Annotated in this window: 9 protein-coding genes; 6 read left to right on the forward strand and 3 right to left on the reverse strand. The window is 44.9% G+C overall.

The window, feature by feature from the left end:
* Positions 1-34 precede the first annotated feature (34 nt).
* A complete protein-coding gene (gene dapA, locus NBH15_RS00975) occupies positions 35-928 on the forward strand; it encodes a 4-hydroxy-tetrahydrodipicolinate synthase (protein WP_244051031.1) in 894 nt (297 codons plus the stop codon).
* Between the two features lie 565 nt (positions 929-1,493).
* Here dapA and NBH15_RS00980 read toward each other — a convergent pair.
* The gene (locus NBH15_RS00980) at positions 1,494-3,158 is read right to left on the reverse strand and encodes an AMP-binding protein (RefSeq protein WP_128133588.1); all 1,665 of its coding nucleotides are present in this window, start codon (positions 3,156-3,158) and stop codon (positions 1,494-1,496) included.
* A gap of 358 nt (positions 3,159-3,516) precedes the next feature.
* Here NBH15_RS00980 and hypD point away from each other — a divergent pair, with 358 nt between their 5' ends.
* Positions 3,517-5,877: a trans-4-hydroxy-L-proline dehydratase gene (gene hypD / locus NBH15_RS00985; RefSeq protein ID WP_250821802.1), complete on the forward strand. Its 2,361-nt coding sequence runs from the start codon at positions 3,517-3,519 to the stop codon at positions 5,875-5,877.
* 17 nt (positions 5,878-5,894) lie between these two features.
* The gene (locus NBH15_RS00990; protein ID WP_128133586.1) at positions 5,895-6,803 is read left to right on the forward strand and encodes a glycyl-radical enzyme activating protein; all 909 of its coding nucleotides are present in this window, start codon (positions 5,895-5,897) and stop codon (positions 6,801-6,803) included.
* A 15-nt stretch (positions 6,804-6,818) separates the two neighbouring features.
* Here the strand turns inward: NBH15_RS00990 and NBH15_RS00995 are convergent, their stop codons facing one another.
* On the reverse strand, positions 6,819-7,697 hold the full coding sequence (locus tag NBH15_RS00995; RefSeq protein ID WP_128133585.1) for a helix-turn-helix domain-containing protein: 879 nt from the start codon (positions 7,695-7,697) through the stop codon (positions 6,819-6,821).
* Between the two features lie 153 nt (positions 7,698-7,850).
* Between NBH15_RS00995 and NBH15_RS01000 the strand changes: the two genes are divergently transcribed.
* Genes NBH15_RS01000 through NBH15_RS01010 form a run of 3 tightly spaced genes read left to right on the forward strand, consistent with a single transcriptional unit; the run spans position 7,851 to position 13,275 of the window.
* Positions 7,851-8,873 carry an efflux RND transporter periplasmic adaptor subunit gene (locus tag NBH15_RS01000; protein ID WP_128133584.1) on the forward strand — a complete coding sequence of 341 codons (1,023 nt, stop codon included), beginning with the start codon at positions 7,851-7,853 and terminating at the stop codon, positions 8,871-8,873.
* Positions 8,870-11,962, forward strand: a complete 3,093-nt coding sequence (locus NBH15_RS01005; protein WP_128133583.1) for an efflux RND transporter permease subunit — start codon at positions 8,870-8,872, stop codon at positions 11,960-11,962. Before NBH15_RS01000 ends, NBH15_RS01005 begins: the two co-directional genes overlap by 4 nt.
* 20 nt (positions 11,963-11,982) lie before the next feature.
* Positions 11,983-13,275, forward strand: a complete 1,293-nt coding sequence (locus NBH15_RS01010) for a TolC family protein (protein ID WP_128133582.1) — start codon at positions 11,983-11,985, stop codon at positions 13,273-13,275.
* Between the two features lie 130 nt (positions 13,276-13,405).
* On the opposite strand, the gene NBH15_RS01015 is transcribed toward NBH15_RS01010, so the two are convergent.
* The gene (locus NBH15_RS01015; RefSeq protein ID WP_010803046.1) at positions 13,406-13,858 is read right to left on the reverse strand and encodes a NanQ anomerase/TabA/YiaL family protein; all 453 of its coding nucleotides are present in this window, start codon (positions 13,856-13,858) and stop codon (positions 13,406-13,408) included.
* Positions 13,859-14,043: the final 185 nt, after the last annotated feature.

A 14,043-nucleotide genomic window follows, 5' to 3' on the forward strand; every position in this document is an offset into this window, starting at 1 on the left:
CAGTGCTAAATAACAAAAAAGGAATATTTTCCCCATGGCAGACATAAATTTAAAAGGAATGGGTGTGGCGTTGATCACTCCCTTTAAAGACGACGAAAGTGTGGACTATGATGCGTTGAGCAAACTGGTAGACTACCAGGTGCAGAACGGAACCGATTATTTGGTAGTGTTAGGAACTACTGCGGAAACACCAACCCTCACTGAAGAAGAAAAAAAGAAAATTATCAGCCTCGTTGTAACTAAGGTTAACGGCCGTATTCCTATCGTTTTAGGTGTTGGCGGTAACTGCACCCGCACGATTGTTGAGAAATTAAAGAACGATAATTTTGATGGTATCGACGCTATCCTGTCTGTCGTACCTTATTATAATAAACCTTCCCAGGAAGGAATCTATCAGCATTACAAAGCTATTGCCGAAGCTACCAAACTTCCTATCGTATTATATAATGTACCGGGAAGAACAGGTGTAAATATGACTGCTGCTACAACACTCCGTATTGCACGTGAGTTTAAGAATGTAGTCGCTGTGAAAGAGGCTTCCGGTAATATCACCCAGATGGATGACATCATTAAGAATAAACCGGCGAATTTTAATGTTATTTCCGGTGATGACGGTATCACCTTCCCATTGATTACATTAGGTGCGATCGGTGTTATTTCTGTTATCGGTAATGCTTTCCCCCGTGAATTTAGCCGGATGGTTCGTTTGGCGTTGGCCGGCGATTACGATCATGCCCGTACTATCCATCATCGTTTCACTGAATTATTCGAATTACTGTTTGTAGACGGTAATCCTGCCGGAGCGAAGAGTATGCTGAATGCAATGGGCTTCATTGAAAACAAGCTGCGTCTGCCATTGGTGCCGACACGTATCACGACCTTCGAGAAGATACGTGATGTATTGCGTGAGTTGAGCATTAAATGCTGATAAGTCAGATTACCAATTATTTTAGAAAATCAGCGTCACAAAGATTGCGAATAAGTTAATCTGTTGATAAATAAACGAAAAGCGGTGACGCCGGTAAATAAATCCGGCGTCACCGCTTTTTATAGATAGCTCCTTCTTTTTATGGCTGATTCTAAGTAAATTAAGTTAAAACTAAAAGCTATGTGATCTTTATTTGTAAGTTTATTATTTTCTATTGCTTAATAAATAGACCTTTATATACAAAGTAATATCTAATTAACCATTTGACCTGGGGAAAACTATCATTCGACCTAGGGCAAATATAAGGTTGACCAAGGTCGAATGATAGTTTCACCTGGGTCGAACGGTTAGCGAGTCATGGGCTTTGTTATAAAGGTAAGTATATTAAGGGATAAATAATATCTGCCCTGATCTTACTGTAAAATCAACCAAAATCAGGACGAGACACGTTTCGCTGTCATAAAAGGGGGTGACGCCGATTATATATTCAGCGTCACCCCGTTATGTTTTGAAATATAAGTTGTAGGATTAAAAAAGCGGCATTGTGATGCCGCCTGGAGTTAAATTAATTTTCTTCTGCCGGCTGGTATAAATACCGTTTGATACTGCGCTTCGGTGTCTTTTCGAACTCTTCCTGATACAACTTGAAGCAGGTTACTTTGCTGTAGCCCGGTATCTCTGTATTGAGCTGGTCAATGTTTTGTTGCATCAGCTTTTCTATTTCGGAATGTTGGATGCCTGCTTTGTCAACCAGTTCCCAATCCGGATAGATCAGGGCAACCAATTTGCCGCCTTGCGAGATTATCAACGATTCGGAAACATAAAGCATGTTGTTCAGGCGGTCTTCTATTTCTTCCGGATAGATGTTCTGCCCGCTTGGTCCCAGAATCATGGATTTGCTACGTCCGCGGATATAGAGGAAACCGTCGGAGTCTATTGTTCCCAGGTCGCCGGTACGCATCCAGCCGTCGGGCATCATGACCGCTTTGGTCGCTTCCGGATTCTTGTAATATCCCAACATGACGTTCATGCCGCGGACCAGGATTTCGCCTACTTCGTTAACCGGGTCGGCAGAGTCGATACGTGCTTCCATACGGTCGACAATGCGGCCGACAGAACCTTGTCTGAACGTATCCCATTGTTCGTATGCCACCAACGGACCACATTCCGTCATTCCATAACCGACGGTATACCGGAACTTGATGGAGCGGAGAAATTCTTCCACCTCTTTGTTCAGGGCGGCGCCACCGATTACCACTTCGCCGAATTTACCTCCGAAAGAATCGTTCAACTTCTTTGCGATGGTGTCGAGTACTTTCTGGTCGAGGTAGGGGACTTTCAGCAGTAATTTGATGAGCGGCTTTTCCAGTTCCGGGAATATCTTGTTCTTGACGATTTTCTCGATGATAAGAGGTACGGCGAGTATCAATGCCGGTTTCACACGGGCAAATGCTTCGGCGATAATCTTCGGGCTCGGTGTACGGGTAAGGAAATGCACATGGCATCCTTTGTTCACACAATTCAGAATCTCGAAAGCCAGGCCATACATATGTGCCATCGGCAACATGCAGACCACACTGTCTCCCGGATGGATAAACGGCAGGTTGTCGTAAGCAAACTGCGTATTGCTCCATAAGCTGCGGAAAGGAATCATAACCCCTTTGGAGAAGCTGGTCGTCCCCGAAGTATAGTTCAATACAGCCAGTTCTTCCGGTTGTTCGACATGATATTTAACATCGGCAGTTGTGAAGGAGCGGGGATATTTCTTTCCGAAATACTCGTTAATCCTGTCGCGCACCATCCGTACTTCCTTGTTCTTGCTCTTGATGATGGAGAAATTGTCCAGCATCATGAACAGTTTGACATCGGGCATCATCTGCTCGTTCATATTCTCCCAATTGTTGGCTCCGGCCAGTACAGCCTTTGCCCCCGAATGGTTTACGATATGATGGATATTATCCGGCTTAAACTCGTGGAGGATGGGGACGGCAACCGCACCATACGCCAGTATGCCGAAAAAGCAGATGGCCCAGTTAGACGAATTTCGTCCGACCAAAGCTACTTTGTCTCCTTTCTTTATTCCTGCATGTTCGAGTATTATATGAAATTTTTCGATACGCCGGGCCACATCTTTATAATGGTACGTGTGTCCATTATAATCTGAGAAAGCAGGCAGATCCCAATGTTCCTTGATGCTGTTCTCTATAAGTCCTAAAAAACGATTTTCCATGAAGATATATTTATATGAATAACCATGAAAACAAAACGAATGTTGCAAATATAGTAAAAAATACAGACGCTATTATTTTGTTTATTCATGAAAAGTATTTATGTTTGCGGTATTCGTATAAATCTTTGTATATTATATGATTATAAAAGGTTACAGAAAACTCTTCAATTGTTTGATGTTCTATCTTTAAACAATACATTCTTTCCCGGACAGAACCGTCTGTGGCACGGTTTACTATTTTCTTATTCTTAGTTATTTCTTAAAAAATACTGTGTTCAATATGAGTACAACAACAGCTCAGCGTGCACCCCGCAGTGCATCCAATTTTGCTCCGGCGGCGGAAGCAAATGGGTATGGTATGAACGACCGTATCAAACGGTTACGCCGGCTTTCTTTTGAGGCTGAACCTTCCCTGTCTATCGAACGGGCGCTTATCGAAACCCGTTTCTACAAGGAGAATTACGGGAAATATCCTGTTCCAATCCTGAGAGCATTGAACTTTCTTGAGATATGCAAACAAAAGACCATCTATATAGGTAAAGACGAACTGATTGTGGGGGAGCGTGGTCCGGCACCGAAAGCCGTTCCTACTTTTCCCGAACTGACCTGCCATAGTGTGGAAGACCTGCATGTGCTGAATACCCGTGAATTGCAACGTTATACCATCAGCCAGGAAGATATAGATACTTATGAACGCGAAGTAATCCCATACTGGAAAGGCCGTACACAGCGTGAACGTATTTTCAGCCATGTCCCGAAAGAATGGAAAGAGGCCTATGAAGTCGGTATGTTTACCGAATTTATGGAACAGCGTGCTCCGGGACATACGGCTCTTGACGGAAAAGTCTACCGTTACGGTTTGCTGGACCTGAAAGAACGGATTGCCGGCGAACTGGCAAACCTCGATTTCATGAATGACCCTGAAGCGACGGATAAACAGGAGGAACTTACCGCCATGTCTATCTCCTGCGATGCCGCCATTCTCTTTGCCGAACGTCATGCCGACCTGGCGGACGAAATGTCGATGGCGGAGAAAGACCCGGTGCGGGCTGCCGAACTTCGTAAGATAGCTGAAGTTTGCCGTTGGGTTCCGGCCCATGCTCCCCGTACTTATTGGGAAGCTATCCAGATGTATTGGTTTGTCCATCTGGGAACTATTACCGAACTGAACGGCTGGGATGCCATGAACCCGGGACATTTCGACCAGCATCTGGCTCCTTTCTATGAAAAAGAAATAGCTGCGGGAACCCTTACCCGTGATGAAGCCAAAGAATTGATGTCCTGCTTCTTTATCAAGGTAAATAACCATACGGCACCGTCGAAGGTCGGTATTACCGCCAAGGAAAGCGGAACCTACAATGACTTTACCAACCTGAATATCGGAGGAGTGAAAGCCGACGGCAGTGATGGGGTAAGCGAAGTTTCTTATATCATGCTTGAAACGATTGAGGAATTGCATATCCTGCAACCGGGAAGTGCCATTCATATCAGTGCCCGTACGCCGGAATGGTTTCTGCGGGCCGGATGCAAGGTGATTCGCCAGGGACACGGTTATCCTTCGGTGTTCAATCCGGACGTGTATATCCAGGAACTGATGCGACAGGGGAAATCCCTGCATGATGCCCGGGAAGGGGGGTGCAGCGGTTGTATCGAGGTGGGTGCTTTCGGGAAGGAGGCTTATGTGCTGACCGGCTATCTGAATGTCCCGAAGATACTGGAAGTAACCCTTCACAATGGTGTCGACCCGGTATCCGGCCGTAAAGTAGGACTGGAAACCGGTAATCCGTGTGACTTTGCCGGTTACGATGATTTATACGCCGCCTTTATGAAACAAGTACATTATTTTGTGGATATGAAGGTGCGTGTAAGCAATTATATCGACCGGATGTTTGCCAAATATGCACCGGCCACATTCCTTTCCCTGTTTATCGACGATTGTATTGCCAAAGGACGCGATTATTACAACTGCGGACCGCGTTATAACACCACTTATATACAATGTACGGGGCTGGGTACAATAACCGACAGTCTCTCCTCCTTGAAGAAACATGTCTTTGAAGACAAACGCTTTTCGATGGATGAAATGCTGAAAGCAATGGCTGACAATTTTGCCGGAGCGGAAGTTATGCGCCAGACAATCCTGAACCGCACGCCTTTCTTCGGTAATGATGACGAATATGCCGATGCTATTGCCGTCAAAGTATTCGATGATTTGTATGATGCTATTGAAGGCAAACCGAATACGAAAGGGGAGTGTTTTCACCTGAATATGCTGTCGACTACCTGTCATGTTTATTTCGGTAAGGTGATGGGAGCGACCCCGAACGGCCGTCTGGCAGAAAAGGCTATTTCCGACGGGACTTCTCCTTCACATGGTGCCGATACGCACGGACCGTCTGCCGTTATCAAGTCATTGGGCAAACTGGACCAGGTGAAGAGTGGCGGAACATTGCTGAACCAGCGTTTCCTTCCGAGCCTGTTGAAGCGGGAGGAAGATATTTCGAAACTGGCCTCTCTGATTCGCAGTTACTTCGCTTTGGGCGGACATCATATCCAGTTTAATATTGTGGATACGGAAACGCTGTATGCCGCCCAGAAATGTCCGGAAGATTACCGTGACTTGTTGGTTCGTGTAGCCGGTTACAGTGATTATTTCAATGATATGAATGCTGACTTGCAGGCAGATGTGATTGCCCGTACGGAGCAGGAAAGCTTTTAGTAATTGAAAATTAGTTGATGGGGTTAATATTCGATATTAAGCGTTATGCAATAAACGATGGGCCGGGCATCCGGACGACTGTCTTTATGAAAGGGTGCCCGTTGTCGTGTGTTTGGTGTCATAATCCGGAGGGGGTATCCAGCCGGAAACAGAAACTCTATACAAAGAAGAAATGTATAGGATGTCGGACGTGTATGGAGAATTGTCCGCAAAAGGCACTGGCATTGACACCCGAAGGGATTGTCACCGACAATGCTCTCTGTAATTTGTGCGGCAAATGTGCGGAGGTCTGTCCGGCTCTGGCAATGGAGATATCCGGAACCGAATATTCCGTAGATTACCTGATGAAGGAGATTGAAAAGGAAACGGTATTCATGGATCGGTCGGAGGGAGGCGTAACCTTTTGCGGAGGGGAGCCGTTGTTGCATCCGGATCTGTTGCTGGAATTACTTCGCCGTTGTGGTGACCTGGGTATCCATCGTACCGTTGATACGACATTGTTTGCCGGAGAGGAGATCGTCCGGGAGGTGATGCAACATTCCGAGCTTTTTCTGGTAGACCTGAAGCATATGGATACAGTTAAACATAAACTTTACTGCGGAGTGTCTAATGAATTAATATTGTCTAACTTACGCATGGTGGCGGAAGCCGGTCATGCGTTTCATATCCGTATCCCTCTGATAGAAGGTGTGAATGCGGATGAAGAAAATATAACCCGTTCGGCCGCATTCCTTTCCTCCTTACCCTGGCAGTATCGAACGGTGAATCTGCTCCTTTATCATGATATTGGTAAGAATAAACATGAAAAGCTGGGGACGGTATATAATCCGGCCCATTATCCGATGGCGACGCCGTCGGAAGAAACGGTGGAGCGTTGTAAGGATATTTTCAGTACGTATGATATAAATGTAATAATCGGGGGATAAAGGCGATATTATCCCCTATCGTTTTCTGTATTCTTTGGGAGATATTCCTGTGTGATGCTTAAAGTATTTTCCGAAGAAAGACTGGTTGGCAAAGTTTAAACTATCGGCTATTTCCTGTATGCTCATCTGGCTTGACTTCAATAATGTTTTTGCTTCCAGAATCACATATTCGTCAATCCAGTTTCCGGCAGGCTGCCCGCTGACTTCTTTGGATATGAGTGAAAGGTATTTGGCTGTGACACAAAGTTTATCGGCATAAAAGGCAACACTCCTTTCCTGCTTGTAGTTTTCCAGAACCGTCTGCATAAACAATCCGAACAACTCTTCTTTGCGGGACCTTTTGCCATCATCGACTGGCTGGTGTTTGCGGAAGATATTGCAGACATCGTAGAATAATGACAGTAACAGGCTTTGAATAACCTCTTTCCGGTACACATGCTCTTTCATCTTAACCCTTTTCCATAACATGGGATGATATTCGGAAAGATAATCCAACTCTTCCTCAGTCAGGATAGTGCATGGATGGTCCCTGACGTAGAAGAAAGCTGATAAAAGATTCTTCATTCCCGGGGTTGTATCGTCGATGAACTGTTTGGATACTCCCAGAAAAATACCGGCAAAGTCATCACTGCGTTCGTAATGCTGTACTATCTGGTCCGGCAGGAGAACTACCAGGTTATTAGGAACGATTGTATATTCTTTCAGATTGATGCTGATTCGTACGGAACCTTTCTGGCAAATGGCAAAAACGGCGGCATCTGCAATACGGCTGGGATAATCGAACAGTGGAATTTCATTCAAATCGTCGAAAATAACGAAATCGTCATCAAAGAAGTCTATTTTGGATGAATGTTCGACCTTTGAGATATCTATTATGGGAACTGTTTGGTTCATCTTTTCTCTATTTATATGCAAATATAGGAAAAGAATGCATACGAATGCGAAAAATAGAACAATTCTACGGCTCAACTGACCTTTTATAAAATAAGGATTCTCATCACTTTTGCATCGTTTATTTCTCTTTAAAATACTAATAAATAGATAGGTATGAAGATTGTAGAATGTGCGGGTATCTCTTTGTTTATAATTCTGTTGATGAGCTGTTCCGGCCAAAAGGATAAGCCGACGGAAGAGAAGGTAATACCGGTGAAAGTGGTTGAAATAATGGGCAGCAGCCTTGTTGATGGTCAAAATTATGTTGGAACGGTGGAGGAAATGTCTGCCTCTTCCCTGAGTTTCCAGGTTATGGGGAATGTGCAGGAGATTCTTGTCCGTGAAGGGCAGAAAGTTCATAAAGGGCAGCTTCTGGCTTTGCTGAATCGTGCGACTCTTCAGGATACGTATGACGCATCCCGCGCTTCCCTGGTGCAGGCGCAGGACGCTTATGACCGTATGAAAACATTGTATGAAAATAAAAGTCTCCCGGAAATCAAATGGGTGGAAGTACAGAGTAAGTTGCAACAGGCACAGTCGATGGAAAGCATCGCCCGGAAGAATCTGGAAGATGCCAGCCTGTATGCTCCTTTTGACGGTGTAATCGGGAAAAGAAATGTAGAGGCAGGCGAGAATGTGCAGCCCGGTAAACCGGTTTTCACCTTATTGGATGTAGGGACAGTGAATATTAAGATTGCCGTACCGGAAAAAGAAATACCGTTCATCGACCACCGGAAAGCGGCTATAACCGTTGCTGCTTTGGGAGGTCGGCTGTTTGAAGGCATGGTTACAGAGAAAGGCATTACCGCTAATCCGGTATCCCATACCTATGAAGCCAGGATAAAGCTGGATAATAGGGATGGAGCGTTATTGCCGGGAATGGTTTGCCGGGTGAGAGTGGAAGATAAGGACAGGGTTACTACCATCTCGTTGCCTAATAATGTGATACAATTATCGCACACCGGCGAACGGTATGTCTGGTGCCTGCGTGACGGAAAGGCCAAAGCGGTAACGGTTCGTATCGGAGAGTTGACCGACAATGGCGTACAGATAACGGACGGACTGAGCGAAGGTGACCTTGTCATAACAGACGGTTATCAGAAGGTAAGTGAGGATATGAAAGTGAAAGCCTTATGAAAAGACAGCAGGGAATTATAGAATGGGCCATGCATTATTACCAGATCACCTTATTGGTGCTGATCGTCTTGGTCGGTCTGGGAATTTATGGCTTGGTAAATATGCCGAAGCAGGAGTTTCCGGAATTTACCATCCGCCAGGGTGTTGTCGTGGGTGTTTATCCCGGGGCGACTTCTGCCGAGGTGGAGGAACAACTGGCAAAGCCTTTGGAACGCTATCTTTATACTTTTAAGGAGATAAAGAAGAAGAAAACATATTCCATGTCGCGTGACGGAATGGTGTATATCATGGTGGAACTGAACGATGAAGTGAATAATAAGGACGAAGTCTGGTCAAAGATTAAGCTGGGTTTGCAGAACTTCAAATCGCAATTGCCTTCGGGTGTCCTGGCTGTCATTGCGAACGACGACTTCGGTGATACCTCCGCTTTGTTGATTACGCTTGAATCGGAAGATAAAACATACCGTGAACTGGAGGATTATCTGGAATCACTGGAAGATCGCCTCCGTCGTATTGAGTCTGTTTCAAATCTGCGCCGTTACGGCATACAAAAGGAACAAATCAGTGTCTATCTCGACAGGGATAAACTGACGGCTTACAAGCTGGATACCCGAATGTTGATGACAACACTTTTCGCACAAGGATTTACCACATCGGGAGGCTCGTTGAAAAGTGAAGACCTCGATATTCCAATCCATTTCTCTAACACCTATGCTTCTGAAAAAGAGATAGCCGACCAGATTATCCTGGCGGATGGTGACGGGAATATAATCCGTCTGAAAGACATAGCACGCATTGTCCGTGAATATCCCGAGCCTGACAGTTATATAATGAATAACGGAAAGAAGGCTATCATCCTTTCCATGGAGATGCGGGAAGGTAATAATATTGTACAGTACGGGAAGGAAGTGGATAAGGTGCTGGCAGCTTTCCAAGAAGAACTTCCGGAAAGCGTGTCCATTCAACGGATTGCGGACCAGCCTAAGGTGGTGGATGATTCGGTGAGTTCGTTTGTGCGTGACCTGTTTGTCTCCATCGTGGTCGTTATCCTGGTGATGATGCTGCTTTTTCCTTTCAAATCGGCTATTGTTGCGGCTACTTCCATTCCGATCAGTATTTTTATATCTATCGGGATTATGTATGCTGTCGGCATCCCGTTGAATACGGTTACATTGGCTGCTTTAATTGTTGTTCTGGGGATGATTGTGGATAATTCCATCATCGTTATAGATGCTTATCTGGAACGGCTGGATAACGGAATGTCCCGCTGGCATGCCGCAGTATCGAGTGCCAAGAACTATTTTTCTTCCATCTTTCTGGCAACGCTCAGCCTTTGCATTATCTTCTATCCGTTGCTGTTTACGATGACGGGGCAGATGCTGGACTTTCTGAACTGGTTTCCCTGGACGATAACGATTTCATTGATGACCTCGCTGGCTATCGCCATGATATTTATTCCCATGTTGGAGCATACCCTTATCAAAAAGGGATTGAAAAACGGGCAGAAGACGGACGGAAAGAAACGTTTCAACTTGTTGGATACGGTACAGGCTGTCTATGAAAAGGTACTTGAATGGACTTTTCGCTATCCCAAAACAACGTTGTTTATCGGGGTACTATCCGTGTTGCTGGCTGTGGTGATTATGATGCGTATCCCGCAACGAATGATGCCGGAAGCAGACCGTGACCAGTTTGCTATAGAGATTTATTTGCCGCAAGGTTCGTCATTGGATAAAACGGCAGCCGTTTGCGACAGCGTATATGCTTTATTGAAAGATGACGAACGGGTTTTGTCGGCTACCGCATTTGTGGGAATGGCTTCCCCGCGTTTCCAGGCAACTTATGCTCCGAATATGGGTGGAAAGAATTATGCGCAGTTTATTGTAAATACAACATCCGTAGAGGCAACAACCGACCTGTTGGATGAATATGCCAATGCTTATGCCGATTATTATCCGGATGCTTTCATCAAGTTCAAGCAGTTGGATTATCAGACTGTGAGTTTCCCGATAGAAGTTCGCTTTATGGGAGATGATATAACAGCCTTGAAGCAGGTGGCCGATACATTGATGACATCATTGCAGGATATGGATGGCCTGGTTTGGGTTCATACGAATTTTGAGGAGATGCTGCCCGAAGTTCGTGTAACGCTTGACCCTGTGGAGTCGTCCCGCCTGGGAATTTCGAAAGCGATGGCGGCGGCTGATATGGCTATTCGTTATAACGGTATGTCGGTCGGCTCTGTCTGGGAAGGCGATTATCCGTTGGCTATCTGCCTGAAATCGGATAAGGGAGAGGATGCATACGATTCGTTTGATAGGATAGGGGATGCTTATTTGCCGACGGCTGTTCCGGGTGTCAGTGTTCCGCTTCGCCAGGTGTCTGAGATACAGGGAGGATGGAATGAAGGGCAGATTGTTCGCCGTAACGGAGTGCGTACGTTGAGTGTGATTACTCAGGTTAAACGCGGCTTTAATGAAACGAATATGCAGAAGAAGGTAGAAAAGGTGATGAACAGCCGAGTGATACCCAATCTTCCGGAGGGCGTATCTTTTGAATACGGAGGTGTAAAAGAGTCTGACGAGGAAATTATTACTCCTATAATAGAGGGGCTTTCGATTGCCGTCATTATTGTCTTCCTGTTCTTGCTGATAAACTATAAGAAAATCGGATTGGCTGTTGCTGCCCTTACTTCTATTTTACTGTGCCTGTTCGGTGCTGCTCTCGGTCTCTGGGTGTCCGGGATGGAGTTCAGTATCACTTGTGTGTTGGGTATAATCAGTTTGATAGGTATTGTGGTACGTAATACGATTATGATATTCGACCATGCCCAGGATTTACGTATCAATCATCATATCTCTGTCAAAGAGGCTGCTATGGATGCCGGTAAACGTCGTATGTTACCGATTTTCCTGACGTCGGCAACAACTGCGGTGGGGGTTGTCCCGATGATTATCAGTAACAGTGCCTTATGGACTCCGATGGGAGTCGTGATTTGTTCGGGAACAGTATTTGCCATGATATTGGCCGTTATTGTTATTCCGGTATTTTACTGGATGATATTCGGCGGGAATAAAAAGGTCGTATAACTAAATTAAGAGTAAAGAATATGTCTGGAAAAAAGATAATATATGTTTTAGGCAATCTCCTTTGTCTTTTGCTGGTACCGGCTTTATCTGTCGAAGCCCAGCGTAGTTTGACACTGGAGGAATGCAGCCAACTGGCATTGGAGAATAATGCCCGGATGAAGAACGCCCGTTTAGATGTAAAAGGTGCGGAAGAGGTGCGTAAAGAGGCTTTCACGAAATATTTTCCATCTATAAGTGCGACGGGAGGCGCTTTTACCTCAGACAATGGAATGGCAGAGTTGGCGCTGGTCCCCGGTCTGTTAGAAATGACAATGGCAAAGAACGGTATTATGGGAGGAGTGACAGCAGTCCAGCCGGTTTTTGCAGGAGGACAGATACTTAATAATAACAAACTGGCTGCCCTGGCGGTGGAAGTGAGCCGTTATCAGATGAAACAATCGGAGAATGAAGTATTGCTGACTGTCGAACAGTATTACTGGCAGCACGTTTCTTTGCAGGAAAAGAGAAAAACGGTTTCCTTACTGGAAACATTAATCGACAACTTGTATAAGGATGTGGAGGCTTCCGTTCGTGCCGGCGTGGCAAACAGGAATGAATTGTTACAGGTTCAACTAAAAAAGAATAGTATAGCCAGTGACCGGCTGAAAGTGGATAATAATTTGCGTCTGTCAAAAATGTTGTTGTCTCAGTATATCGGAATGCCGGAAGATGATTTCACCGTTCAGGCAACTTTACAGGAGCCTCTGCCTTCGCCGGAGACTTACCGGATAGACCTGATGAGTGCCTTGCCGACGACTGTTGCCTATAAACTGCTTGATAAAAATGTGGAAGCCAGCCGTCTGCAATATAAATTGAAAGTCGGTCAGAACCTGCCGTCGGTAGGAATAGGTGCCGGCTATATGTATCATAATATTCTGGATACCGATCATTCTTTCGGGATGATTTTTGCTACGGTTTCTGTCCCCTTAACCGATTGGTGGGGCGGTTCGCATGCTATCAGGAAGCAGAAGTTGCAATTGAAAGCGGCTGAATATACACGGCAGGATACCAATGAGAAACTTCTTTTGCAGATGCAAAAACTCTGGAATGAATTGGAAGAGGCCTATGAACAGGCAAAGATATCGGAAGAATCGGTAAAAACGGCAGAAGAAAATGTACGTCTGAGTACAGATTATTATCAGGCAGGAACGGAGACATTGAGCGATTTGCTGAATGCCCAGTCTTTACTACAACAAAGCAGAGACCAATATACGGACGATTATACCAATTACCTGATTAAACGGACGGAATATTTACAGGCAACCGGACGGTAAGTTAAGAAGTTGTGTTATTTAAAGAATAATGGGGGAAGCTAACTGGATTTTAGCTTCCCCCCTCGTTTTATTGTAAATACTTACTGATGACTCCCATTAGTGCCGTTAGGCCAATGGGTTTTATAAGCAGTTATTCTTCGACTTGTACTTTGACAATCACTTTGCGGATATTTCCTTCTCCGATACCGGGTGCGTGGCCGTCTTCCGGAAAATAAATGGCGAACTGTCCGGGATAGATTTTTGTATAGGCAGTCGGGCGGTCAACGAAGAAAGCGATGTCTTTCTCTTCGTTATAAGGCACGGAAACTTCCTGTAATTCGCATCCCGGTTTCCAACCGATTTTTTCTACACCTAGAAGGGGAAGCTGGATATCGATATATTTCTTATGCGTTTCGATTGCAGCATCGTTTTTATCTTTGCCGGATAAACTGGCTACGCTGACAAACAGGCGGGAACCGTCCAATTCGTATTTGCCGTCTTCCATTTTGGAGAAGTCAGTAGCTTTTACATAATCAAAAGCTTTTTTAAACAAAGGGTGCAAGCATTCAACCTTTTCTGTGTTATTCAAGGAGTCAAGTATCATAACTGTATTCGTTTTATAAATTCATTCGTTAATTCGTCTGACAAAGGTCGGGTATTCGATTGTTAAATAATAGGACAAATATACCAAATAAAACTATTAAATTCGTACATATCTTAATGAGCGTAATGAAATTCCGCAACTTTGTTGCAACTGATTTATTCGTATCTTTGTTCTACAATAGAATC

It is taken from the genome of Parabacteroides caeci (assembly GCF_023656795.1).
Lineage (GTDB): Bacteria > Bacteroidota > Bacteroidia > Bacteroidales > Tannerellaceae > Parabacteroides > Parabacteroides segnis.

What these genes read in the sequence shown, in the direction of transcription:
- NBH15_RS00980 (WP_128133588.1), bottom strand. Translation starts at nt 3,158, where the DNA reads ATGGAAAATCGTTTTTTAGGACTTATAGAGAACAGCATCAAGGAACAT.
- NBH15_RS01010 (WP_128133582.1), top strand. Translation starts at nt 11,983, where the DNA reads ATGTCTGGAAAAAAGATAATATATGTTTTAGGCAATCTCCTTTGTCTT.
- NBH15_RS01000 (WP_128133584.1), top strand. Translation starts at nt 7,851, where the DNA reads ATGAAGATTGTAGAATGTGCGGGTATCTCTTTGTTTATAATTCTGTTG.
- NBH15_RS01005 (WP_128133583.1), top strand. Translation starts at nt 8,870, where the DNA reads ATGAAAAGACAGCAGGGAATTATAGAATGGGCCATGCATTATTACCAG.
- NBH15_RS01015 (WP_010803046.1), bottom strand. Translation starts at nt 13,858, where the DNA reads ATGATACTTGACTCCTTGAATAACACAGAAAAGGTTGAATGCTTGCAC.
- NBH15_RS00990 (WP_128133586.1), top strand. Translation starts at nt 5,895, where the DNA reads ATGGGGTTAATATTCGATATTAAGCGTTATGCAATAAACGATGGGCCG.
- hypD (WP_250821802.1), top strand. Translation starts at nt 3,517, where the DNA reads ATGAACGACCGTATCAAACGGTTACGCCGGCTTTCTTTTGAGGCTGAA.
- NBH15_RS00995 (WP_128133585.1), bottom strand. Translation starts at nt 7,697, where the DNA reads ATGAACCAAACAGTTCCCATAATAGATATCTCAAAGGTCGAACATTCA.
- dapA (WP_244051031.1), top strand. Translation starts at nt 35, where the DNA reads ATGGCAGACATAAATTTAAAAGGAATGGGTGTGGCGTTGATCACTCCC.